The sequence below is a fragment of the Rhodococcus sp. C1 genome, from assembly GCF_020809065.1.
GTDB classification, from domain to species: domain Bacteria; phylum Actinomycetota; class Actinomycetes; order Mycobacteriales; family Mycobacteriaceae; genus Rhodococcus_F; species Rhodococcus_F qingshengii.
Genome location: NZ_CP078080.1, coordinates 3,059,359 through 3,083,125, shown reverse-complemented (window position 1 = coordinate 3,083,125; position 23,767 = coordinate 3,059,359). Strand labels below are relative to the sequence as shown.

Genomic DNA, 23,767 nt, shown 5'->3' with positions numbered 1-23,767 from the left:
TTGCAGCTCACGAATTTGCGTCGATGACCACTTGCGGAATATCCGTGCCGAGCGGCACCACGCTGCACGAAGCGTGCCGCTCGGCATCGGGGTCGAGGACCGTCCGGATGACGTCGATCACGTATGGGTCGTACGGCATGCGGAAATGGCCGGTCAGGTTCGACGGGCACAGATCCTGGAGGACGATGTTTTCTGCACCGGCATCGCGGAGCGCGATGTTCGAGGACGGCTGGATCATCTCGTCGACAGTGGACCCGATGGTCGTGTAGCGCACTCCGGGAACGGTGTCGCCTCCGGCGTTGAGGGCGTTCAACATATCCGACCCTTGCATCTGCTCGCGGACAGCTCGCGAAAAGACGTCTTCGACAAAGTCTTCTCCGCCGGGGATCGCACGGACAATGGGAACCAACCCGAACATCACCCCACCGTAGGTCGGCGAAGCCAAACCGACCCAATGATCGACGTAGGCGTCGCCGCCCATCTTGTTGACGTAGTACCGCGTCACCGTCGCGCCTTGAGAGTAGCCGATCACGTCGACCTTGTCCGCTCCGGTCGCGGTCAGCACCTGATCGACGAAAGAACCGAACGCGGTGGCACTACCGACTATGTCGCCGACGCCGTAGGTCTCGTGTGCGACGTCCCCGTCTACTTCTTTGATCGCACCGCCGTAATTGAGGGCGAAGACGCAGTAGCCGTCAGCTGCCAGTGCCGGCGACAGGGCCGCCCAATCCGCGTACGCCTCGGTGTCGGTTCCGTGGGCGAGTACAACCGGTCGGGGATGCGTGGCGGAAGGCTCACAGCCGAAATCGTTCGATCCGGCAGGTGCGGATGCTGGATGAGCATGCGCATATGCCGTAGCAACGGAACGGGTCGCCTGACCCGGACCGACGTCGAGAGGAACATCCATCGCGTCGGCACTCGCAGACGGAAGCGTCGGTGCGGCACCCGATATAGCCGGCGGTGCTCCGATCAGCAGCGCCACTGCTACCGAAAATGTCAGTCCCACAGACCGTTTGACGCCAGACATTGTTCCTGCTCCTGCTCTGATCCTACGAGGGAGCTGACCGTAACACCAGAAACTTCGAGGCGCATACCCTACCGAACAGTAGGTATCCGACGTCTCAATTGCCGCCTTCATCGGCGTCATCACCGGCAAGCACTCGGTAGAGCGATTTGCGCGCCTCGACAAGCACGTCGGCTGCGGCCTTGACCTGCGCTGGTGTGCCTACAGCAGCCACTTGACCGGCCGCGCCCATCAGCTGGCCGATCAGTTCTCGAAGGTCCTGCTCCGGCTCCCCTATGCTGAGACGAACGTCATCCCACGGCGCCCCGAGATCGGCGCGATGTTCCTCGACGTACGCGACGCCTTCTTCTGTCAGCTTGGCGGTCTTGCGGCCGGCAACCTTTTCGATGATCACCAGTCCTTCGTCCTCGAGTTGGGACAGCGCGGGATAAATGGAGCCCGGACTCGGCTTCCAGACGCCGCCGCTGCGCTCGACGATCTGCTGAATCAATTCGTAGCCGTGCATCGGCTCTTCCGCGATCAACAGCAGAATCGCAGCGCGCACATCTCCTCGACGACCTCGTCCGCCACGTCCTCGCCCGCGACCGAACTGAGCGCCCGGACCGAAGCCGGGGCCGGGTCCGCCGTCTGGACCGAAACGCCCCCGCCGATGGCCTCTGCGTGGCATGTCACCGAAGCCCGGCCGCTCGTGCGGTCGACCGCGTCGTCCACCGTCTCGATCGCCGGGACCATCGCCCGACGCGCCGTCGTCCGTCGGCACCCACATCACAAATGGTGGCCGTTGCTCACGGCCGAAACCGCCGAAGAAACCGCGCCGGCCGAACATCCCCTCGTTCGGGAAACTTGCATCCATCGTCGAACCTCCATCACTATCGTTGATAGTTCGACGATATATCGTCATATCGGGTAGCGCAAGGATTTCTCCGACAACTCGAAACTCAGCCGATGCGGCGTGGGTCGATCTGAATGCGGACCGGACCCGAAGACTTCCGCGCACTGCGCGCGGCCCTCGCATGTGCCAGAGCGTCCGCAAGGCCGCGACCGTCCTTGCGTGGAACGCGGACCAGCATTCGCTCCGGCGCGACACCGCTCTCGTCCTCACCGGAATACGGAAGCCTCTCCCCCGCAGGCAATTCCACTGGTCCGAGCAGTACAGCACTTGCCGGCAGATCAGCTGAATCCACCAACTCCGCAATTGCCGCGGATCCACCGTCGATCGCAGCCATGTGAACGGCCGGAGGAAAGCCGACCTCGTCCCGTTCCTCGAATTGAGACTGTGCGTGCCCCACTGGATCCCATCGGACCAACGCCTGCACCGTCGGGATACCCGAGTCTGCGACAACCACAACTTCACCGCCTTCGGACAGCGGAATCACCATGGCAGCAGCCGACATCCAGCGTCTGAGTGTTTCCTCGGCGGCGCGAAGATCGGGCCGGCCGAGCAGTGCCCAACCGTCGAGCAAGAGCGCGGCGCCGTAACCGCCGGTCATCACCGGCTCCGCACCCACTGTCGAGACCACCAACGCGGGCCCGTGTGGCAGTTCCTTGACCACATCACTGCCCCCGGACAGAACAACTTTCACACCGGGAAACGCCCGCCCGAGTTCTTCGGCGGTCCGGCCGGCACCGACCACCACCGCGCGCAACGCTTTCGCCCCGCACGCGTGACATCGGTAGGCGGCATCGGCAACCCCGCACCAGCGGCACGCCGGTGTCCCGGCGCCGTCGGGACCTGCCGCAGCGGGAAGAGCCAGTGGGCCGTTGCACCGACGGCACCGTGCCGGGGCACGGCACTTTCCGCAGGCCAGGGTCGGTACGTACCCCCGCCGAGGCACCTGTACCAGGACTCCGTTGCCCTCACCCAGAGCGCGCCGGGCGGCCGCGAATGCAATAGCGGGCAAACGAGCCGCTCTGGCTCCCGGATCGCGGGCCAAGGCTTGATCGCTGTCGGCAAGCGCGGTGATCTTGGGTGCGTGGGCACGAACGACGTCCCGCGTAGCGACCAGATCGTGCGCCCATCCCGAGTCGACGAGTACCTGCGCTTCCGCCGTACGGGAGAACCCACCGATCACGACGGCGCACCCGGCGACGTAGCCACGCAGGACGGCAACTTCGCGGGCATGTGGATACGGCGACCGCGGCTCGGACAAGTTGTCGTCGCCGTCGTCCCAGACGACGACAAGACCGGTCTCGGGCGTCGGCGCAAAAACAGCACTCCGTGTGCCGACGACGATCCGGGCGGTCCCGCGCAGTGCAGCGAGCCACCTCCGATATCGCATGGCCGGCCCCAGGCCCGCGGACAGACCTACCACCGCATCCGCTCCGGAGAGTTCGGTACAAGCGGCGACGACGCGGTCCAGGTCGCGTTGATCGGGCACAACCAGGATCGCGGATTTACCACTTGCCGCTACGGCCCCGGCCAGTTCGGCCAGGCGCAGTGGCCAGTTTTCACCAGGCAACGCCTGCCAGACCGCACGCGGGCTTTTCGACTCGCGAATGGCGGACAGGAAGGCGTCACCGAATCTGTAGAGATGCCAACCATTTTCGATCGGTTCAGGAGCGGACGGTGACTCGGCGGGCTCCCACGGTTCCGCCTCGACCTTCGCGTGCCGCGGCGGTACCGCCAAACGGAGAACATCGGCGCGGGTTCCGGCATAACGCTCCGCCACACGATCGACGACTTGCGCGATTTCGGCCGTCAAGACCCGCTCGGACGAGATGACGCGTTCGAGCCAGCCGAACTTCCCCTGATGGTCACTGGTCGCCTCGCGCGAGACGATGAAACCGTCCACCAGACGACCAGCGAAGCGGATGCGCACCCGGACTCCGGGCTGCGCATCCGCTTCGAGTTCACGAGGAACGAGGTAGTCGAATTCACGGTCGAGGTGAGCGAGCGGGAGCATCGGCAGAACCCGGGCGACCGGATCGACTTCTGCCGCTACTCTTTCCGCGCCCACCCGCGCCCCGTCTGTACGTCAGTGATCAGAGACCAGCTGCGCTACGCAGCTTGTCGGCGCGATCGGTGCTCTCCCACGGGAGGTCGATATCGGTGCGACCGAAGTGACCGTATGCCGCCGTCTGCGCGTAGATCGGGCGCAGCAGGTCGAGGTCGCGGATGATCGCTCCCGGACGCAGGTCGAAGATCTCGGTGATCGCCTTCTGGATCCGTGCCGGATCGGTCTTCTCGGTGCCGAAGGTTTCGACGAAGAGTCCGACCGGAGCTGCCTTGCCGATGGCGTAGGCGACCTGAACCTCGATGCGGTCGGCCAGACCTGCGGCAACAGCGTTCTTGGCCACCCAGCGCATGGCGTAGGCAGCGCTGCGGTCGACCTTTGACGGGTCCTTGCCGGAGAACGCGCCGCCACCGTGGCGAGCCATTCCGCCGTAGGTGTCGACGATGATCTTGCGGCCGGTCAAACCGGCGTCACCCATCGGGCCACCGAGGACGAACTTGCCCGTCGGGTTCACCAACAGACGAACATCGGAGGTATCGAGATCGGTGAGGTTGACGTCGGTCAGCACCGAGTGAAGCACCTTCTCGCGAAGATCGGGCGTCAACAGGTTGTCGAGGTCGATGTCAGCGGCATGCTGGGTGGAGATGACCACGGTGTCGAGACGGACAGCCTTGTCACCGTCGTACTCGATGGTGACCTGGGTCTTGCCGTCCGGGCGCAGGTACGGCAGCACGCCGGACTTACGGACCTCGGTCAACCGGCGAGAGAGACGATGAGCCAGCGCGATGGGCAGCGGCATCAGTTCCGGCGTGTCGGTGGTGGCGTAGCCGAACATCAGGCCCTGGTCGCCCGCACCCTGACGGTCGATCTCGTCGTCGCTGATTCCGTCGACGCGAGCCTCGTGCGAGTGATCGACACCCTGCGCGATCTCGGGCGACTGGGCGCCGATCGCGACGTTGACGCCGCACGAATTTCCGTCGAAGCCCTTTGCGGAGCTGTCGTAGCCGATTTCGAGGACCGTGTCGCGCACGATCTTCGGAATGTCCGCGTACGCAGTGGTCGTGACCTCACCGGCTACGTGAACCTGGCCGGTGGTGACCAGTGTCTCGACGGCCACGCGGGCGCGCGGGTCCTGGGTGAGCAGCGCGTCGAGGATCGAGTCGCTGATCGCGTCACAGATCTTGTCCGGGTGCCCCTCGGTGACGGACTCGCTGGTGAATAGCCGACTGCCGGACTTGCTCACAGATCTCCCTCTCGACGACTGAGTTCTTGACTACAGCTTATTGAAGTATCCGAATCACCGTTCGGTGACCGTTTTGTCATGCTTTGTTAGCTGGGGGCTGAGCCGACGATAACGGTTGGACCGCCTGCGCAACACCCTTGTACTCACCCGATTATCGTGGGGTAACTCTCACCACCGGGCGCGTGTCGCTACTCGGGAAAGAGCTTGACCAGGGCGTCGAGTACTCGACTGGCCATCAAAGCCTTGGATCCGTGTTCGAGAGCGGACTCCGAGCCGTCGGAACCGAGCAACCAACCGTCGTTGTGATCGACCTCGAACGCCTTGCCCTCGCCGACCGCATTGACCACGAGGAGATCGCAACCTTTGCGGGCAAGCTTGGAGCGGGCATAGGTGAGAACGTCACCATGGGCGTCACCGGTCTCAGCGGCGAATCCGACGATCACCGTTCGAGCATCCAAGTCGCCGTCACGACGCGCTTCGACGAGACCGGCGAGGATGTCGGCATTTCTGGTGAGGCTGATCGAGTCGGGTTCGTTTGCGCCCTTCTTGATCTTGCTGCCTTCGACGGTGGTGGGGCGGAAGTCCGCGACAGCCGCAGCCATGACGACTCCGTCGTGTCCCGGTGCGTGCTTTTCCACTGCCAACCGGAGATCTTCGGCCGTCTTGATGTGCACGACGTCGACAGCGGCGGGGTCGGCGAGATCAGCCGTGTACCCGGCGATCAGTGTCACGTGCGCGCCGCGTTGCGCGGCAAGACGGGCGAGCGCGTAGCCCTGTTTGCCCGAGCTGCGATTACCGAGAAAGCGCACGGGATCGAGCGGCTCGCGAGTACCGCCGGCGGTGACCAGAATGCGGCGACCCTCCAGGTCGCGCGGCAACGCGTCCGAGCGCTCGAGGAGCAACGATGCCAACCCGACGATCTCGTCGGGTTCGGGAAGTCGACCGGCTCCGGTGTCTTTCCCTGTCAAACGCCCGGAGGCAGGTTCGATCACGTGGACGCCGCGCGAACGCAGTGTCGCCACGTTCGAGACCGTTGCGGGGTGCTCCCACATCTCGGTGTGCATTGCTGGGGCGAAGACGACCGGACAGCGCGCGGTCAACAAAGTGGCCGTCAACAGGTCGTCTGCGCGACCCATGACCGCTCGCGCCATCAGATCAGCGGTTGCCGGCGCGATGACGACCAGATCGGCTTCCTGTCCGAGACGGACATGCGGAACCTGCGGGACGTCGTTGAAGACGCCGGTGTGAACCGGGTTGCCGGAGAGTGCTTCGAACGTCGCGCGCCCGACGAACTCCAGAGCGGATTCAGTCGGAATCACGCGGACGTGATGACCGCTCTCGGTGAAGCTGCGGATGATCGAGCACGCCTTGTAGGCGGCGATACCCCCACCGACACCGACGACAATGCGCTTACGTATCGATGTGGGCGCGTCGGACACTCCCCCGACACCCGAACGAGGTTCGGGTGCGGCAGATGTGGTGCTCACTCGCCTTCGGTGTGCTCGAGGAGATCAGCGTGGATTTCACGCAACGCGATGGACAGCGGCTTTTCCTGCAGACCGGGCTCGACCAGAGGTCCGACGTATTCGAGGATGCCGTCACCGAGCTGGTTGTAGTAGTCGTTGATCTGGCGCGCGCGCTTGGCCGAGTAGATGACCAGGGCGTACTTGGAAGAGGTGCGTTCGAGCAACTCGTCGATCGGCGGGTTGGTGATGCCGAGCGGGGTGTCGTAGGCAGGCAGAGCGCCCTGACCTGCTGCGGACGCGGCTGAAGTGCTGCTCACTCTTGTGTCTCCTGAATTAGATCTTCATTGAAGAACTAGTTTTATCGATCCGGATATCTGAGAAACGGGGTGGAAATCGGTTCCCGAAGGGTGCGGAATCAGTTCCCAACCAACAAGGATACCAACTCATCGCAAGCACGGCTTACATCCTCGTTCACGATGACCGTGTCGAACTCGTCCTGTGCGGCCAATTCCACTCGGGCCGTCTCGAGTCGGCGCGCCACGACGTCTTCCGTTTCGGTTCCACGTCCGGTCAGCCGTTGCACCAGAACGTCCCAGCTCGGTGGAGCCATGAACACCAACAGAGCCTCGGGCATCGCCTTGCGGACAGCTCGTGCTCCGGCGAGATCGACCTCGACGAGAACGGGCTTTCCAGCTTCGAGCGCTTCTTCGACCGGAGCTGCGGGGGTGCCGGAGCGCTGCAGGCCGCCGTGGATTTCCGCCCATTCGAGAAGTTCACCGGAGTCGATCATCCGTTGAAATTCTTCACGGGAGGTGAATCGGTAGTCCTTGCCGTCCACTTCACCTGGACGGGGATCGCGAGTGGTCGCCGAAACACTGAAAACGAGTTCAGGCAACCGAGTTCTCAGCTCGCGAACGACGCTGGACTTACCGACAGCCGAAGGGCCGGCCAGTACAACCAGCCGACCCCTCCGCACTGCGGTCTTGCTCTCTGACACTGTTGCGTCAGCAATCATCAGACACTGCCGCGTCAGCAATCATCACTTGTCGGCTCAGGCCTCGAAGTCGAACTTGGTGAGCAGAGCCTTGCGCTGCCGATCACCGAGGCCACGAAGGCGACGGGTCGGTGCAATCTCCAGCTCGGTCATGATCTCCTGAGCCTTGACCTTGCCCACCTTGGGCAGCGCCTCGAGCAGTGCCGAAACCTTCATCTTGCCCAAGATTTCGTTGTCTTCGGCGTCCTTGAGGACCTGCTTGAGGTCGGTGCCGCCACGCTTCAGGCGCTCCTTGAGCTCAGCCCTGGCCTTGCGGGCAGCAGCTGCCTTCTCCAAAGCAGCAGCGCGCTGCTCATCAGTCAACTGGGGAAGGGCCACGGTTCCTCCGTCTCGTCGTGTGCAAATTTTGTCTATTCCGCTGATAACCAGCAGCGATAGCGACCGTACTCACGCCTGGCGCGAATTGCTAACCCACCCCCCGCGGTCCGATGCAGATCGCGGTGGGTTATGCGCGTCGAATCGATGTCACGGATCGTCACCGTTTTCGGCTGGATCGAGACGAATTCGACGCCACACGAACGTGCGTACAGTACCGAAATAGACTGTAACACAATGTATTTCGACCCATAGCGTGCGACACCCCCGTGCGAGTGTGCGAAATCGTTACCTGCGGGAATGAACGTGGTCGCCGACACATCCAAAATTTTCGAGCATTTTCGGCGCCTATGCGCGTGTCGCGGCCCGTTTTCAGGTCTGCAGCGACGATTTCGGATCGCCGGCGTCGACCGTCTCGGGTTCGATGCGACTCACGCCGGGGGCGGCCAGAGCGAGCACTACCGCGAGGCTCGCCCAGAGCAATGAATTCTCCAGCACGAAGCCGACTACCGGGATATCCATATCCGCGCCGACTCGAGGAAGCCGAAACAGCACTACGACAGCGGTGAGACCGATCGCGATCCAGGACCACACAGGGACCGATCGAGTGCCCTCCCCCACGCCCGACTTGATCGGAACGAGGAGTACACCCACCGCCGGCACCAACCACACGAAGTGGTGCGTCCAGGCAATGGGAGTCACGATTGCCGCCAGCAGAGCCACCACCGTGAAACCGGCGAGATCGCCCCGCAGGCGCTGAGCGCGCCGCGTCGCGACAATTCCGAGGACACCCAACACCGCACAGGCGACGAGCCATGCCGGACCCACCAGGCCCTCGGGAAGTAGCCGCAAGGCCATTCCACGCACGGACTGGTTACCGAACACGGACGGGTCACCGACGGCGACGCGCCCCGAGAGTGAGGCGATGTCGCCGAAGTAGTCGATCGTCTGGCGTGGGAGAACCGCAAAGCCCAGAGCCGTGGCGCCGAGGAAGCCGGCGAGGCCGCCCGCAACTGCTTTCCAGCGCCCGGTGATCACGTAGTAACCGATGTAGACGAGTGGCACCAGTTTGACCGCGCCGGCGATCCCCACCAGCACGCCCTCGGGAATCCACCGTGGTCGAGCCAGCACGTCGATCAAGCACAGGAGAGTCAGAAACAACCCGACCTGGCCGTACCCGAGGTGATCGGAGATCGGCGATGCCGCCGTCCACAGGACCAGTAAACCCACGTAGACGACGACTGGCCGCTTACGTGTGAACGGGACTTCGCGATAGCTGAGCACGATGATCGCGGCCAGCATCAGGAGGCTGACGAAACTCCATCCCCACTGGACCGCACCCCAGGAACCCAATGCGACGGGAACGGCGACGAGCGCAGCGAAGGGCGGATACGTGAACGGCAATCTCGCGTTGAACGACTCGTCGTACAGGTTCGAGCCGTCGAGGACGGCCTGACCCGCTGTCCGGTACACGGCAAGATCGTCGCCGTGTACGCCGGTGACGGATTGGAACCCGGTGGCCAGCAGCGCGCACGCCGCGACGAGAAGTCCGATCTGCCACCAACGATTCACCGACGGACGGTACCACCGGGTTCCACCGCTCGAACGAGCCTCGAGGTCACTCACGGATCAGTTCGCCAATGCGGCTTCGATCTCGTCTCGGTCACGCATTGCTGCCTCCCGAAGTGCCGATACCGAAGGACCATGCTTGAGCACCCCGCGGGAAGTGTTCGGCAGCAGGAGCTCGGTCGATCCCGCGAAGATGTCTGCGAGATCCGCTGCCGTCGCACCCTGCGCGCCGAGTCCCGGAGCGAGAATCGGGCCGTTGAACTGCGACAGGTCCAGACCGTGGTCCCGAGTTGCACCGACCACCAGTCCGACGGTGTCACGGCCGTCGACGTTCGCATCGACCGCAGCGTCGACGATCGACTGAGCCACGCTCACACCGTCAGCCGACGACTGTTGAAGTACGCCGCCTTCCGGATTGGAGGTTCGTGCCAGGACGAAGATCCCGCGTGCGTTCTGCCGTGCCAGTTCGAGTGTCGGAGTCAGCGCCCCGAATCCCAGGTACGGCGAAACGGTGACCGAGTCGGAGGCCAACGGCGAATCACCCAACCAGGCTTGCGCGTACGCGTCCATCGTCGAACCGATGTCACCGCGCTTGGCATCCGCGACGACCAGCGTTCCCGCATCGCGAAGAACCGAGATGGTCCGCTCCAACACGGCGAAGCCGGCGCTGCCGTAAGCCTCGAAGAACGCAACCTGCGGTTTGACCAGTCCGACCTCACCGGTGAAGGCCTCGACGCAGATCTCGGCGAAAGTCTCGAGACCTTCGGCCGTACGCGGCAGTCCCCACGCGTCGAGAAGCGCGGGATGCGGGTCGATACCGACGCACAGCCGCCCCCGGTCCGCGATCGCGGACCGGAGACGCTGCCCCCAACTGTGACTCACGACTGCTGTGCCGGCTGACGAAGACCTGCGTGCAATTCCTGCAGGGAGTGAACTCCGATGTCGCCGCGAATGGCTGCTTCGATGCCCTGCACGGCAGCCGAGGCGCCCTGCACCGTCGTGATGCACGGGATGTTCGACGCAACCGCTGCGCTTCGGATCTCGTAGCCGTCGACACGCGGGCCGTTGTTGCCGTACGGCGTGTTGATGACCATGGCGACCTCGCCGCTGCGGATCTGGTCGACGATGGTCTCGGCACCGGCCGGAACATCTTCACCCGACTGCTTGTACACCTGCTTGCACTCGATACCGTTGCGCCGCAAAACATCTGCGGTTCCTTCGGTGGCAAGAATGGTGAATCCGAGGTCTGCCAGGCGCTTGACCGGGAAGATCAGCGAACGCTTGTCCTTGTTGGCGACCGAGACGAACACCGCGCCCGTGGTGGGCAACGAACCGTAGGCGGCAGTCTGCGACTTGGCAAAAGCCGTACCGAAGTCGAAGTCGATTCCCATGACTTCACCGGTGGACTTCATTTCCGGGCTGAGCAAGGTATCCACGCCGGTACCGTCGGCGCGGCGGAAGCGGTTGAACGGCAACACAGCTTCCTTGACCGCGATCGGTGCACCGGCCGGGGTGTTTCCGCCGTCGCCCTTCGCCGGCAGAATGCCGCTCGCACGCAGTTCCGCGATGGATTCGCCGAGCATGACGCGGGCGCATGCCTTGGCCAACTGGACGGCCGTCGCCTTGGACACGAACGGAACCGTGCGGCTGGCGCGGGGATTTGCTTCCAGCACGTAGAGGATGTCGTCCTTGAGGGCGTACTGGACGTTGAGCAGGCCCTTGACGCCGATGCCCTTCGCGAGAGCCTCGGTGGAGCGGCGGACGTTCTCGAGATCCGCCCGGCCCAGAGTGATGGGCGGGAGCGCACACGCCGAGTCACCGGAGTGAATGCCGGCTTCCTCGATGTGCTCCATGACGCCGCCGAGGTACACCTCGGTGCCGTCGCACAGAGCGTCGACGTCGATCTCGACCGCGTCTTCGAGGAAGCGGTCGACCAGGACCGGACGATCGTCGGAGATCTCCGTGGCGCGCGAGATGTAGTCGGCGAGGGAAGCCTCGTCGTAGACGATCTCCATGCCGCGACCACCGAGCACGTACGACGGACGCACCAGCACCGGGTAGCCGATACCTGCCGCGATCTCGCGGGCGCCGTCGAACGTGGTGGCGGTACCGAACTTCGGTGCAGGCAGACCGGCTTCGGTGAGCACGCGACCGAATTCGCCGCGGTCCTCCGCCAGGTCGATGGCTGCGGGGCTGGTTCCCACGATGGGGACGCCGGCAGCTTCGAGACGCTTCGCCAGTCCGAGCGGGGTCTGGCCGCCGAGCTGGACGATGACGCCGGCAACGGTGCCCGACTGCGCCTCCGCGCGGTAGACCTCGAAGACGTCCTCGAACGTCAGCGGCTCGAAGTACAGGCGATCAGCGGTGTCGTAGTCCGTGGAGACGGTCTCGGGGTTGCAGTTGACCATGACGGTCTCGTACCCGGCCTCGGACAGCGTCTGCGCCGCGTGGACACACGAGTAGTCGAACTCGATGCCCTGACCGATGCGGTTGGGGCCGGATCCGAGGATCAGAACCTTGGGTCGCTCGGTCTGCGGAGCAACTTCGGACTCGGCCTCGGGATCGAGCTCGTAGGTCGAGTAGTGGTACGGCGTCTTGGCCTCGAACTCTGCGGCGCAGGTGTCGACGGTCTTGTAGACAGGGCGCACGCCCAGCTGATCACGCAGAGCGCGAACGGCGTCCTCACCTGCGTGCGTGTCACCACCGAGTTCGGGGCGCAGAGCCGCGATCTGGCGGTCCGAGATGCCGTGGTACTTGGCCTGACGCAGGGAAGCCTCGTCGAAAGACTCTGCAGCGCGCAGCTTTTCACCGAGCTCGTGAATCTGCTGGAACTGGTCGAGGAACCACGGATCGATCTTGGTGGCGTCGAAGAGCTGCTCGACAGTTGCGCCGAGCGCGAATGCCTTCTCGATGCCGTACATGCGGCCGTCCTGCGGAACGCTCAGATCGGCGAGCAGTGCATCCAGGCTCTCCGTCTCGATGTCGGCGCCGGTCCAGTAACCCGCACGCTTGGTCTCGAGCGAACGCATGACCTTGCCGAAAGCCTCGGTGAAGTTGCGGCCGATGCTCATGGCCTCGCCCACCGACTTCATCGTGGTGGTCAGAGTTCCGTCGGCACCGGGGAACTTCTCGAAAGCGAACCGCGGAGCCTTGACGACGACGTAGTCGAGCGTCGGCTCGAAGCAAGCCGGGGTTTCCTTGGTGATGTCGTTGACGATCTCGTCGAGCGTGTAGCCGATGGCAAGCTTGGCCGCCATCTTCGCGATCGGGTAACCGGTCGCCTTCGACGCCAGAGCCGACGAGCGGGAGACACGCGGGTTCATCTCGATGACGACCAGGCGGCCGTCCTTCGGGTCCATCGCGAACTGGATGTTGCAGCCGCCGGTGTCGACGCCCACCTCACGCAGAATGTCGATGGAAAGGTCGCGCATCGCCTGGTACTCGCGGTCGGTCAGCGTCATCGCCGGGGCGACGGTGACCGAGTCTCCGGTGTGGACACCGACCGGGTCGACGTTCTCGATGGAGCAGACGATCACGACGTTGTCGCGACTGTCACGCATGAGCTCGAGTTCGTATTCCTTCCAACCGAGGATGGATTCCTCGATCAGGACGTTCGCCGTCGGCGACGCGGCCAGACCGCCACCGGCGATGCGGTTGAGATCGTCGACGTCGTACGCCATGCCGGAACCGAGGCCGCCCATGGTGAAGGACGGACGCACGACAACCGGGTAACCGAGTTCGGCGACCGTGGCGTGTACTTCGTCCATCGTGTAGCAAACTGCGGACTTCGCGGATTCGCCACCGACCTTGGCGACGATGTCCTTGAACTTCTGGCGATCCTCGCCGCGCTGGATGGCGTCGAAGTCGGCGCCGATCAGTTCGACGTCGTACTTCTCGAGGATGCCCTGCTCGTGCAGCGCCACTGCGGCGTTGAGCGCAGTCTGACCGCCGAGCGTCGCGAGGACGGCGTCGATCTTGTTGCCCTGCAAGGCTTCCTTGGCGATGACCTTCTCGAGGAACTCGGCCGTGATCGGCTCGACGTACGTGGCGTCGGCGAACTCGGGGTCCGTCATGATGGTGGCCGGGTTGGAGTTGACCAGGCTGACGCGCAGGCCCTCCTCCTGGAGGACGCGGCAGGCCTGGGTGCCCGAGTAGTCGAACTCGCAGGCCTGACCGATGACGATCGGACCGGAGCCGATTACCAGGATGTGCTTGAGATCTGTACGGCGTGGCATTAGTTCTTGACTCCGGTTTCTTTCCGTGCGGAGAGCAGGCTGGTGAAGCGGTCGAAGAGGTACGCGGCGTCGTGCGGGCCGGCTGCCGCCTCGGGGTGGTACTGCACCGAGAAGGCCGAATCGTCCAGCAGGCGAACACCTTCGACGGCTCCGTCGTTGGCGCAGGTGTGGCTGACCACCGCGCGGCCGAACGGGGTGTCGAATTCCTGACCGGCTTCGCCTTCGAGCGCGAAGCCGTGGTTCTGAGCGGTGATCGCGATGCGACCGGTCTGATGCTCGATCACCGGGATGTTGATTCCGCGGTGGCCGAACTTCATCTTGTAGGTGCTCAGGCCCAGGGCGCGGCCCAGGATCTGGTTGCCGAAGCAGATACCGAACAGCGGCAAGCCCTGTCCGATGACCTCTTTCGTGAGGTGGACTGCGCCGTCGGCGGTGGCTGGGTCACCGGGACCGTTGGAGAGGAACACTCCGTCGGCCTTCAGGTCGAGGATCTGTTCGAGACTCGCGTTGGACGGCAACACGTGGACGCGAATACCGCGCTCGGCGAACATGCGCGGGGTGTTGGTCTTGATACCGAGGTCGATGGCGGCAACCGTGTACAGCGCCTCCCCGCCCTTCGGCTCGACGACGTAGCCGCTGGTGGTGCTGACCTCACCGGCAAGATCGGCGCCGAGCATGGTCGGCTGATCCTGAACCCGTCGGACCAGTTCGTCATCGGCGGCGATGGCTTCACCGGAAAAAATTCCGGCCTTCATCGAACCGCGAGTACGCAGGTGGCGAACCAGGGCGCGGGTGTCGATCCCGGCGATTCCGACGATGCCCTGCTCTTCGAGCTTGGCCTGGAGCGAACCGGTTGCACGCCAGCTCGAGGTGACGCGCGAGGGGTCACGAACGACGTACCCGGCAACCCAGATCTTGGCGCCGGCACGCTCGCCGGTCGGTCCGACCGACTCGTCGTCTTCGTCGTTCCAGCCGGTGTTGCCGATCTGCGGTGCGGTGGAGACGACGATCTGGCGGTGGTAGCTGGGATCGGTGAGCGTTTCCTGGTAGCCGGTCATTCCGGTGCTGAACACCGCTTCGCCCAGGGTCTGTCCAACCGCACCGAAGGTGGTTCCGCGGAACACCCGTCCGTCTTCGAGGACCAGTACTGCGGGGCTGTTGTCAAAGCCGCTCATGCGTTCTTTCCGTTCTGCTCGATGTCGCCAGAGCTTGCGTCTTCGTTGTCATTCGTCTTGTTCGAAGCGGTCTTGTTCGAAGCAGTCACCGGCTTGACCCAGTCCGGATAAACCGTCTTGTCGTCACCGCGCACGCCCGTGTCGATCTCGGTTCCGCTCGGCAATTCCCAGCGAATCACCAGGACGCCGTCCTTGCTCATGACCTTGCCGGCAAGACCGTTCTCCGTGCGGATCGCGCGGATCGACTTCTCCGGAATCCAGATGGCCGACGCGCCGTCACGCTCGACCAGAATTCCGCCGCTGTAGCGGCTGATCTCGCAGGTGGCGCGGAAACCGAGGTCGCCGACGGCGATTCGGTCCTGCCAACTGGGTGCGATGGTGCTGCCGACGTACAGGCCGGTGGTCGGCAGGACGAGCAGTTCACCCAGGGTTGCCGGTACCGTCGGCAGTTCGCCGATCTTGTCTTTCTGGCGTCGAGCGCGTCCACGCCAGCCGACGTACATCAGGCCGATCATCGCGACCCAGAAGATCGCCAGACCGATGATCCACAGTGCTCTGTCCATGACGCGCTACTCCTCGCTACTCCGCAGCCGCACATTCCCGTCGTGTGCGGTGATGCGGCCACGTAACAGTGTGGTCGTGACCCGAGCGGGCAATGTCATCGACTCGTACGGAGTGTTATGCGCGACACTCGCCAGGTCGGGACCGTGGACCGTCCACTCGGCCGACGGATCGACCAATGTCAGGTTCGCGGGCTCCCCCACCTCGATGGGACGGCCCTGATCGTCGAGGCCGACGATTGCCGCGGGGCGCTCGCTCATGACCCGGGCAACACCGCGCCAGTCCAACAAGCCGGGCTGGACCATCGTCTGCACGATGATCGAGAGTGCGGTCTCGAGGCCGAGCATTCCAGGGCGAGCGGCTGCGAACTCGCAGCACTTGTCCTGCTCGGCGTGCGGAGCATGGTCGGTCGCGACGCAGTCGATGATTCCCTCGGCCAGACCCTTGCGCAGCGCGGCAACATCACTGGCCTCACGCAAGGGCGGGTTGACCTTGTTGATCGCGTCGTACGTCTCGAGCCGTGAATCGTCGAGGAGCAGGTGATGCGGGGTGACCTCGGCGGTGATCGAAATCCCTTGGCTGCGAGCCCACTTCACGAGTTCGACGGTTCCGGCGGTGGAGGCGTGGCAGATGTGAACGCGGGCGCCGGCGTCACGCGCGAGCAGTGCGTCGCGGGCCACGATCGATTCTTCGGCTGCGCGCGGCCATCCGGCCAGGCCGAGACGCGCGGCCGTGGGGCCCTCGTGGGCGACCGCACCGACGGTCAAGCGCGGCTCTTCCGCGTGCTGGGCGATCAGGACGCCCAGTGAACTGGAGTATTCGAGCGCGCGACGCATGATCAGTGGGTCGTAGACGCAGTGGCCGTCGTCGGAGAACATCTTGACCTTGCCGACGCCTGCGGCCATGGTCGCCATCTCGGCGAGTTGCTTGCCTTCCAGGCCCGCTGTGACTGCGCCGACGGGGTGGACGTCGACGAGGCCGACTTCCTGCCCGCGTCGCCAGACGTGATCGGTGATGACCACCGAATCGGCGACGGGACTCGTGTTGGCCATCGCGAAGACCGCGGTGTATCCACCCAGAGCCGCTGCCGAGCTTCCGGTTTCGATGGTCTCGGTGTCTTCGCGGCCGGGCTCACGCAGATGTGTGTGCAGGTCCACGAAGCCGGGAAGCAGGATCTGCCCGCCGGCATCGATCACCTCGGATGCCGTGGCCGGATCGAGGTCCACGCCGATCTCGAGGATCGTGCCGTCGCCGACGAGTACGTCGGTGGGCTCACCTTCTCCGTAGATCAGGACTCCGCGGAGCAGGACACTCACGGGTGATTCTCCATTCTCGTTTCTGGTCACAGCGCACCGTCCTCCGACCCGACCAGCAGTCGGAACAAGACAGCCATGCGCATGTGTACGCCGTTGGTAACCTGTTGCAGTACAGCAGTTTTGGAGGAATCGGCAACGGCGGATGCAATCTCCATGCCGCGCAGCATCGGGCCGGGGTGCAGGACCACCGCGTGATCGGCCAGCATCGCCAGCCGCTTCTCGGACAGGCCGTAGTTGATCGAGTACTCGCGCTGCGACGGGAAGAAGCCACCGTTCATGCGTTCGGCCTGAACACGCAGCATCAGCACCGCGTCGAGTCCGGGCAGTTCCGCGTCGAGCGAATGCGAGACCGTGACCGGCCACGTGTGCGCACCGACCGGCAGCAGTGTCGGCGGCGCAACAAGAACAACCTCGGCACCGAGCATCGAGAGCAGCAGTGCGTTGGAGCGGGCGACACGGCTGTGCAGGATGTCGCCGACGATGGCGATCCGCTTGCCCTCGATGTCGCCGAGACGCTGGCGAAGGGTCAAAGCGTCGAGAAGCGCCTGAGTGGGGTGCTCGTGCGTGCCGTCACCTGCGTTGATGACTGCCGGGCCACCGTCGTCGGCCGCTCCGGTCCACTTTGCGATCTGGTGGGCGGCGCCCGAAGCCGGGTGGCGCACGATGAGTGCGTCGGCACCGGCCGCGCGCAGGGTCATCGCGGTATCGCGCAGGGATTCACCTTTGGACACCGAGGAACTGGATGCGCTGACATTGATGACGTCGGCACTCATCCATTTGCCTGCCACCTCGAAAGACACCCGGGTGCGCGTCGAGTTCTCGAAGAACACCGTCATGACCGTGCGTCCGCGCAGCGTCGGGAGCTTGCGTACCTCTCGTCCCAGAAGTGCCTGCTCGAACCGTTCTGCCTCGTCGAGAAGTTCTACCGCGGACTCACGATCGAGGTCCGCGATGGAAAGTAGGTGCTTCACGCGCTCTTACCCCCGGAGATGACTACCGCTTCCCTGCCGTCGTGCTCCTGGAGGAGAACCTTGACGTCCTCGGACCTCGCGGTCGGGACGTTCTTGCCGACGTAGTCGGCGCGCAGCGGGAGTTCGCGGTGACCACGATCCACGAGCACTGCGAGTTGGACCGCGCGGGGGCGGCCCAGATCGCGCAACGCGTCAAGTGCCGAGCGCACGGTGCGACCGGAGAAGAGGACGTCGTCCACGAGAACGACCAGCGCATTGTCGACGCCACCTTCGGGGACGGACGTGCGCTCGAGCGGGCGGTGCGGCTTGTTCCGGAGATCGTCGCGGTAGAGGGTGATGTCGAGAGATCCGATGGGAAGTCGCACACCGGAGAATTCTTCGATCTTGGCGCGCAGTCGCGTGGCGAGGGTGGTTCCACGCGTCGGGATCCCGATCAGGACCACACGAGGGGCAGTTCCCTCGGGTCCGTCGAGTGCGGTCTTCTCGATGATCTCGTGAGCGATCCGCGCGATGGTCCGGCCCACATCCTGGGCGGACAACAATTCGCGGGTTTCGCTACCTGCCTCGGCACCGACCGGCGCCTTCGAGTTACCTGGACCTGCAAGATCGGATGGGCGAGACCCTTCGGGCACGCTCATGCAGCGACCTCCTTCTCCGCCTCACTGGACGGATCGTTAAAGGATGTCTGACGGTCCCCACCCTATCAGCCGACAGACCTGATCCCGCCGTGCGAGCAGCGACTCCGACCGGTTGTGTGCAGACACACAACGCGCACGGTGACACTCGCACGGCGGTGGTGGAACAAAACTTGCTACTCGGTACCCGAATCCGATTCCTGCGCGCGCTGGGAGGTCGCGGCCGCAGCCGATCGAACCTGCGGCGCAACGAGAACGACCTGGCCGAGGATTCCGTTGACGAATCCCGGAGAGTCGTCCGTCGAGAGCTGCTTCGCGAGTTCGACGGCCTCGTCCACGGCGACAACCGGCGGAACGTCCGTCGCGTGGAAGAGCTCCCACACGGCGATACGCAGAATCGCACGGTCGACGGCGGGCAGACGCTCGAGCGTCCAGTCCTGCAGATGCGAGGAGATGACCTGATCGATCCGGTCCAGATTCTCCGCAACGCCGGACACCAACGTGACGGTGTAGGCCGCGACGGGTGCTACCGCGTCGTCCTTGACGGACAGATCAGAACGCTCCGACGCCAGTGCGACCGGATCGAGGTCACGTGCCTCGGCTTCGAAGAGGAAGTCGACGGCACGCTTGCGCGCCTTGTGGCGTGCACCGAGTTTCTTATGTGTGCCGGACACTCAGGAATTCACACGCCCGAGGTAGTTGCCGTCACGGGAATCGACCTTGAGCTTGTCACCGGTGTTGATGAAGAGCGGGACGTTGATCTCGGCACCGGTCTCGAGGGTGGCAGGCTTGGTGCCGCCGGTGGAGCGGTCGCCCTGCAGGCCCGGATCGGTGTGCTTGACGACGAGCTCGACGGTGACCGGAAGCTCGACGAAGAGGGGAACGTCTTCGTGGGTCGCGACCTGGACTGCCATGTTCTCGAGCAGGAAACGCGACTGGTCGCCGACGGTGGACTCGCTGATCGACACCTGGTCGTAGGTGTCGCCGTCCATGAAGATGTAGTCGCTGCCGTCGTGGTACAGGTACGTCATGTCACGACGGTCGACCGTGGCGGTCTCGACCTTCACACCGGCGTTGAACGTCTTGTCCACTACCTTGCCCGAGAGCACGTTCTTGAGCTTGGTGCGCACGAAGGCAGGGCCCTTGCCGGGCTTGACGTGCTGGAACTCGATGATCGTCCACAGCTGGCCTTCGATCTGCAGAACCAGACCATTCTTGAAATCACTGGTGGAAGCCACTTGCTTCGCGTCTCCTAGGGGTCGGGAAACCGTCTCAGACGACGGTAAGGTCTTTTGCGGTCAGTGTGAGCAGCTCTGGCCCCTGCTCACGAACAACGAGCGTGTCCTCGATCCGTACACCTCCGCGCCCGGAGAAGTACACGCCCGGCTCGACGGTCACCGCCGCGCCGGAAAGAAGTGTACCGGTGCCGAGCTTGCCGATCCCCGGTGCTTCGTGGATTTCGAGCCCCACACCGTGGCCGAGGCCGTGCAGGAACAACTCGCCGTAGCCTGCATCGTCGATCACCGCACGGGCGACGGCGTCGACTGCCGCACATTCGACACCCGGCGCAAGCGCGTCGCAACCGGCAGCTTGCGAACGCGCGACGAGCTCGTAAATCTCCCGTTGCCAATCGGAAACGGACTCGAGCACGTAGGTCCGTGTCATGTCCGAGTGGTACCCACCGACCTGGGCGCCGAAGTCGAGTTTGACGAAGTCACCCGACGCCAGGATCGCATCGGTCGGTCGGTGATGCGGAATCGCCGAGTTGGCGCCGGCCGCCACGATCGTCTCGAAGGAAATACCGTCCGCCCCGTTGTCGAGCATCAGATTTTCCAGCTCGCGGCCGACCTCTCGTTCCGTTCGGCCAGGTCGCAGACCGCCGCGAGCGATCAACTGCGCCAACGCGACATCGGCTGCGGTGCACGCGGCTCGCAACAACTCCACCTCGTACTCGTCCTTGACCATGCGCAATTGTTCGACGAGTCCACTCACCGGTTCGAACCGGATCTTCGGCGCTGCTTCGGTCCAAGCCCGATGTTCGGCGAACGTCGCCACATGTGACTCGAACGCGAGAACGGGCGCCGTGGACTTCTCGATCAAGTGCGCAGCACTCGAACGGGCGATTTCGGCCCGAAGGTCCGGCACCTGCTCTGACACCTGCGTCACGTAGCGGCCGTCGGTGCAGATCACCGTCTCACGCTCGTCGGACGCTGAATCGGATGCACTGACGACGAGCGCCGCATTGGAACCGGTGAAACCGGTGAGGTATCTGATGTTGAGGAGATCTGTGACGAGAATCGCGTCGAGTTTGCGCTCCGAGAGGAGGCGTCTGAGGGATTCACGGCGTGTTCTGAAGTCGACCGGCATCCCTCGAACCTACCGCCCGCGCAGACCTGCCGATCAACTCGAAACTCGCGGTTACAGCAATAAGTGTGGGTTAGGCCACAAGGTGTAATGGGTTCTAGTTAGGCTGTACCCATGAATGCGTGGTTGGTACGTGGCCTCGGCATGGCCCTGATACATGTTGTGTTTCGTGCGTTGCTCGGTGCAGCGATCGCACAGTGGCCACTTCAGGGGTCCACCCTGCGCTGGCTGTCCCTGTTGATCGTCATCGTCTTCGCCGCGATCTGGGGTGGTATCGACGGCATTCGTGACCGCCGGAATTTCCCCGAACCCGAGGACGGCGCCGATCTGACCATGCTGTGGCTCAAGGCCGCATTGGTCGGCGGGTTCGTCGCCGGCGCTGCCAGCTGGGCACTCAGCCTGGTCCCCTCCCTCGAACTCACCCAGCAGGGCTTGTTCTTCGAGGTGACCTCCGGTGCGGCGTTCACGATCCTTCTCATCTTCGTCCCCGCCATGATCGCCATCACCGTCGGACGCTTCTTCGTCAGCCGTGAACAGCGCAAGAACGGAACAGCTCCGCAGACCCCGTCCCACGAGCGTCACCACGAACCGGTGCCCGTCAGCGAGGGCTACGACTCCCCCACCGAGCAGCACGCATACAGCGGAGCCGCGATGTCCGTCGAGGAATCCGACGCCGATACCGCGGTCTTCCCGGCGATCGATCTGGGCAAGCGCGAGCAGTAACGCCCACCGTCCACACAACCGAATGCGGCCCCGAGGATATTTTCCTCGGGGCCGCATTCGTGTGGCTGTTTTTTCGACTTCCCTCGTTCAGCCTCGCTCGGCGAGGAACCTGATCGCAAGCGGATACGCGGCGACGCCGAGTCCGACGATCACTCCGGTCGCAATCGGACTCAGGTAGGAGTGGTGCCGAAACTCTTCTCGCGCATGAACGTTCGAGATGTGTACCTCGACGAGACCTGCGGTCAGTTCGGCGCATGCATCTCGCAGGACCACCGACGTGTGCGTCAAGCCACCGGCATTGAGGATCACCGGTTCCCCCGCGTCCGCCGCGTCGTGGATCCAACCGAGCAGATCGCCTTCGTGATCGCTCTGACGGACGATCACCTCGACGCCGAGCTCCTTGCCTGCCGCGACGCACAATTCGATCAGATCGTCGTGTGTGGTCGCGCCGTAGACCTCGGGCTGACGCTTACCCAGACGCCCCAGATTGGGTCCGTTGACGACGTTGATCCTCACAACAGGACCGTTCCGCCGGCCGGCCGCGCATCGCGGGCAATCGCGGAGTACGCCGCAACCAGCAGACTCGGATCCGGCCCCTCGAGGCGACCCGGCTTGGCCAGTCCGTCGAGGACCACGAAACGCAGCAGCCCGGCACGGTTCTTCTTGTCGGTCTGCATTCCCTTCATCAGATCGCCGAACGCATCACCGTCGTACGACGTCGGCAGCCCGACGAGATCGAGGATCGACTTGTGACGATCCGCGGTGGCGTCGTCGAGTCGGCCCGCGAGCCGTCCGAGTTCGGCAGCGAAGACCAGGCCGACGGAGACAGCGGCACCGTGGCGCCACTTGTAGCGCTCACGACGTTCGATCGCGTGGCCGAGGGTGTGGCCGTAGTTGAGGATTTCGCGCAGATCCGACTCGCGCAGATCCGCGGCCACGACCTTGGCCTTGACCTCTACGGAGCGCCGAATCAACTCGGGCAGAACAGTTCCCGACGGATCGAGAGCTGCCTTGGGATCGGCTTCGATGAGATCCAGGATCACCGGGTCGGCGATGAATCCGGTCTTGATGACCTCGGCCATGCCTGCAACGATCTCGTTGTGCGGCACAGTCTCGAGCGTCGCGAGATCGATGAACACCGCTCCCGGTTCGTGGAACGAACCGACGAGGTTCTTGCCCGCTTCGGTGTTGATACCGGTCTTGCCGCCCACTGCTGCGTCGACCATCGCGAGCAAGGTGGTGGGGACGTGAACTACCTTGACACCGCGCATCCACGTAGCCGCGACGAAGCCGGTGAGGTCGGTCGCCGCTCCCCCGCCCAAACTCATGATCGCGTCGCTGCGAGTCAGGCCGATCCGGCCGAGCACGTCCCAGCAGAAGCCCGCGACAGCAAGATCCTTGCCGTCCTCGGCATCGGGGATCTCGATACGGTGGGCGTCGATTCCCTTCTCCGCCAACGCAGCCCGTACGGCCTCCGCGGTCTCTGCCAGCGGCGGCTGATGGAAGATCGCGACAGTGCGCGCGCCGTCGAACTCGGCAACGAGATCACCGAGCAGGCCGCGGCCGATCACGACCGGGTAAGGACTTGCGGTCTTCACCTCTACACGTACGGGTTCGGTCACTGCTCCACTACTCCGCTCCGGTTGTTCATTTGTCTTGAAGTTTCGACACCAGTTGCCCGACGACACGCGCCGGACTTCGGCCGTCGGTCCGAATCCGAATCGTGGCCGAACGCCGGTACAGCGGACGACGACGCCTCATCAACTCCTGGTACTTGACCTTGGGATCTCCGCCGGCCAGCAGCGGGCGATGATTGTTCGCCCCAGTGCGGCGAAGCCCTTCGGCGACACTGATCTCGAGGTAGATGACCGTGTGCCCCTGGAGCAGTTCGCGCGTGCGATCGGAGAGGATCGCACCACCGCCGAGCGAGACGATTCCGTCGGTGGCCTGCAACGCTTCGCGAACCACCGATTCCTCGATCTCACGAAACCGAGGCTCTCCGTCATGGGTGAAGATCTCCGGGATCGTCCTACCCGTGGTCCGTTCGATCTCGGCGTCGGTATCGACCAATTCGAGTTCGAGTGCCTGCGCGAGACGTCGACCGATGGTCGATTTGCCGGCACCGGGCGGACCGATGAGTACAGCCTTCGGCTTCATCGATA

Annotated in this window: 23 protein-coding genes; 1 reads left to right on the top strand and 22 read right to left on the bottom strand. The window is 64.1% G+C overall.

From position 1 onward, the window contains the following. Positions 1-7 precede the first annotated feature (7 nt). The 19 genes from KTR60_RS14310 to KTR60_RS14220 all read right to left on the bottom strand — a co-directional run bounded on the left by KTR60_RS14310 (position 8) and on the right by KTR60_RS14220 (position 20,885). Positions 8-1,027, bottom strand: coding sequence for an esterase/lipase family protein (locus tag KTR60_RS14310; protein WP_030536419.1), 1,020 nt, complete (start codon positions 1,025-1,027; stop codon positions 8-10). Between the two features lie 94 nt (positions 1,028-1,121). Next, a complete protein-coding gene (locus tag KTR60_RS14305) occupies positions 1,122-1,790 on the bottom strand; it encodes a PadR family transcriptional regulator (RefSeq protein WP_416309276.1) in 669 nt (222 codons plus the stop codon). A gap of 172 nt (positions 1,791-1,962) precedes the next feature. Next, positions 1,963-3,981, bottom strand: a complete 2,019-nt coding sequence (locus KTR60_RS14300; RefSeq protein ID WP_080726519.1) for a primosomal protein N' — start codon at positions 3,979-3,981, stop codon at positions 1,963-1,965. 25 nt (positions 3,982-4,006) lie between these two features. After that, complete coding sequence (gene metK / locus KTR60_RS14295) at positions 4,007-5,221, bottom strand: methionine adenosyltransferase (protein ID WP_003944827.1); 1,215 nt, start codon at positions 5,219-5,221, stop codon at positions 4,007-4,009. Positions 5,222-5,409: 188 nt separating this feature from the next. Further along, positions 5,410-6,708: a bifunctional phosphopantothenoylcysteine decarboxylase/phosphopantothenate--cysteine ligase CoaBC gene (coaBC, locus tag KTR60_RS14290; RefSeq protein ID WP_003944888.1), complete on the bottom strand. Its 1,299-nt coding sequence runs from the start codon at positions 6,706-6,708 to the stop codon at positions 5,410-5,412. After that, positions 6,705-7,004: a DNA-directed RNA polymerase subunit omega gene (rpoZ, locus tag KTR60_RS14285; protein WP_003944996.1), complete on the bottom strand. Its 300-nt coding sequence runs from the start codon at positions 7,002-7,004 to the stop codon at positions 6,705-6,707. The genes coaBC and rpoZ overlap by 4 nt, the downstream gene beginning before the upstream one ends. A 98-nt stretch (positions 7,005-7,102) precedes the next feature. Further along, positions 7,103-7,702: a guanylate kinase gene (gmk, locus tag KTR60_RS14280; RefSeq protein WP_003944801.1), complete on the bottom strand. Its 600-nt coding sequence runs from the start codon at positions 7,700-7,702 to the stop codon at positions 7,103-7,105. Positions 7,703-7,738: 36 nt separating this feature from the next. Further along, positions 7,739-8,059, bottom strand: a complete 321-nt coding sequence (gene mihF / locus KTR60_RS14275; RefSeq protein WP_003944825.1) for an integration host factor, actinobacterial type — start codon at positions 8,057-8,059, stop codon at positions 7,739-7,741. Between the two features lie 369 nt (positions 8,060-8,428). Then, positions 8,429-9,628 carry a glycosyltransferase 87 family protein gene (locus KTR60_RS14270; RefSeq protein ID WP_228402246.1) on the bottom strand — a complete coding sequence of 400 codons (1,200 nt, stop codon included), beginning with the start codon at positions 9,626-9,628 and terminating at the stop codon, positions 8,429-8,431. 57 nt (positions 9,629-9,685) lie between these two features. Then, entirely contained in the window at positions 9,686-10,507 is an 822-nt protein-coding gene (gene pyrF, locus KTR60_RS14265; RefSeq protein ID WP_054828348.1) for an orotidine-5'-phosphate decarboxylase, read from the bottom strand. Further along, positions 10,504-13,860, bottom strand: coding sequence for a carbamoyl-phosphate synthase large subunit (gene carB / locus KTR60_RS14260; RefSeq protein ID WP_003945010.1), 3,357 nt, complete (start codon positions 13,858-13,860; stop codon positions 10,504-10,506). Before carB ends, pyrF begins: the two co-directional genes overlap by 4 nt. Continuing rightward, positions 13,860-15,035, bottom strand: coding sequence for a glutamine-hydrolyzing carbamoyl-phosphate synthase small subunit (gene carA / locus KTR60_RS14255; protein WP_007728009.1), 1,176 nt, complete (start codon positions 15,033-15,035; stop codon positions 13,860-13,862). The genes carB and carA overlap by 1 nt, the downstream gene beginning before the upstream one ends. Further along, the gene (locus KTR60_RS14250) at positions 15,032-15,598 is read right to left on the bottom strand and encodes a transporter (RefSeq protein ID WP_003944773.1); all 567 of its coding nucleotides are present in this window, start codon (positions 15,596-15,598) and stop codon (positions 15,032-15,034) included. The genes carA and KTR60_RS14250 overlap by 4 nt, the downstream gene beginning before the upstream one ends. 6 nt (positions 15,599-15,604) lie before the next feature. After that, positions 15,605-16,912, bottom strand: a complete 1,308-nt coding sequence (locus KTR60_RS14245) for a dihydroorotase (RefSeq protein ID WP_003944990.1) — start codon at positions 16,910-16,912, stop codon at positions 15,605-15,607. Between the two features lie 26 nt (positions 16,913-16,938). Next, complete coding sequence (locus KTR60_RS14240) at positions 16,939-17,883, bottom strand: aspartate carbamoyltransferase catalytic subunit (protein ID WP_003944883.1); 945 nt, start codon at positions 17,881-17,883, stop codon at positions 16,939-16,941. Beyond that, positions 17,880-18,521 carry a bifunctional pyr operon transcriptional regulator/uracil phosphoribosyltransferase PyrR gene (pyrR, locus tag KTR60_RS14235; RefSeq protein ID WP_003944977.1) on the bottom strand — a complete coding sequence of 214 codons (642 nt, stop codon included), beginning with the start codon at positions 18,519-18,521 and terminating at the stop codon, positions 17,880-17,882. Before pyrR ends, KTR60_RS14240 begins: the two co-directional genes overlap by 4 nt. Positions 18,522-18,694: 173 nt before the next feature. Beyond that, a complete protein-coding gene (gene nusB, locus KTR60_RS14230; RefSeq protein ID WP_007728014.1) occupies positions 18,695-19,192 on the bottom strand; it encodes a transcription antitermination factor NusB in 498 nt (165 codons plus the stop codon). Continuing rightward, positions 19,193-19,756 carry an elongation factor P gene (efp, locus tag KTR60_RS14225; protein ID WP_003944958.1) on the bottom strand — a complete coding sequence of 188 codons (564 nt, stop codon included), beginning with the start codon at positions 19,754-19,756 and terminating at the stop codon, positions 19,193-19,195. Positions 19,757-19,790: 34 nt separating this feature from the next. Continuing rightward, positions 19,791-20,885, bottom strand: a complete 1,095-nt coding sequence (locus tag KTR60_RS14220) for a M24 family metallopeptidase (RefSeq protein WP_218749352.1) — start codon at positions 20,883-20,885, stop codon at positions 19,791-19,793. 111 nt (positions 20,886-20,996) lie between these two features. Here KTR60_RS14220 and KTR60_RS14215 point away from each other — a divergent pair, with 111 nt between their 5' ends. Further along, positions 20,997-21,605 (top strand): B-4DMT family transporter, encoded by a 609-nt coding sequence (locus KTR60_RS14215; protein ID WP_019748369.1) that lies wholly within the window; start codon positions 20,997-20,999, stop codon positions 21,603-21,605. An 87-nt stretch (positions 21,606-21,692) separates the two neighbouring features. Here the strand turns inward: KTR60_RS14215 and aroQ are convergent, their stop codons facing one another. The 3 genes from aroQ to KTR60_RS14200 are packed head-to-tail and all read right to left on the bottom strand — an operon-like array spanning position 21,693 to position 23,762. Beyond that, a complete protein-coding gene (gene aroQ, locus KTR60_RS14210; protein ID WP_003944916.1) occupies positions 21,693-22,121 on the bottom strand; it encodes a type II 3-dehydroquinate dehydratase in 429 nt (142 codons plus the stop codon). After that, positions 22,118-23,227: a 3-dehydroquinate synthase gene (gene aroB / locus KTR60_RS14205; protein WP_003944873.1), complete on the bottom strand. Its 1,110-nt coding sequence runs from the start codon at positions 23,225-23,227 to the stop codon at positions 22,118-22,120. Before aroB ends, aroQ begins: the two co-directional genes overlap by 4 nt. A gap of 25 nt (positions 23,228-23,252) precedes the next feature. Further along, positions 23,253-23,762 carry a shikimate kinase gene (locus KTR60_RS14200; protein WP_030536425.1) on the bottom strand — a complete coding sequence of 170 codons (510 nt, stop codon included), beginning with the start codon at positions 23,760-23,762 and terminating at the stop codon, positions 23,253-23,255. Positions 23,763-23,767 lie beyond the last annotated feature (5 nt).

What these genes read in the sequence shown, in the direction of transcription:
- KTR60_RS14215 (WP_019748369.1), top strand. Translation starts at nt 20,997, where the DNA reads ATGAATGCGTGGTTGGTACGTGGCCTCGGCATGGCCCTGATACATGTT.
- KTR60_RS14250 (WP_003944773.1), bottom strand. Translation starts at nt 15,598, where the DNA reads ATGGACAGAGCACTGTGGATCATCGGTCTGGCGATCTTCTGGGTCGCG.
- carB (WP_003945010.1), bottom strand. Translation starts at nt 13,860, where the DNA reads ATGCCACGCCGTACAGATCTCAAGCACATCCTGGTAATCGGCTCCGGT.
- carA (WP_007728009.1), bottom strand. Translation starts at nt 15,035, where the DNA reads ATGAGCGGCTTTGACAACAGCCCCGCAGTACTGGTCCTCGAAGACGGA.
- KTR60_RS14305 (WP_416309276.1), bottom strand. Translation starts at nt 1,790, where the DNA reads ATGTGGGTGCCGACGGACGACGGCGCGTCGGGCGATGGTCCCGGCGAT.
- gmk (WP_003944801.1), bottom strand. Translation starts at nt 7,702, where the DNA reads ATGATTGCTGACGCAACAGTGTCAGAGAGCAAGACCGCAGTGCGGAGG.
- KTR60_RS14200 (WP_030536425.1), bottom strand. Translation starts at nt 23,762, where the DNA reads ATGAAGCCGAAGGCTGTACTCATCGGTCCGCCCGGTGCCGGCAAATCG.
- pyrR (WP_003944977.1), bottom strand. Translation starts at nt 18,521, where the DNA reads ATGAGCGTGCCCGAAGGGTCTCGCCCATCCGATCTTGCAGGTCCAGGT.
- KTR60_RS14220 (WP_218749352.1), bottom strand. Translation starts at nt 20,885, where the DNA reads ATGCCGGTCGACTTCAGAACACGCCGTGAATCCCTCAGACGCCTCCTC.
- KTR60_RS14310 (WP_030536419.1), bottom strand. Translation starts at nt 1,027, where the DNA reads ATGTCTGGCGTCAAACGGTCTGTGGGACTGACATTTTCGGTAGCAGTG.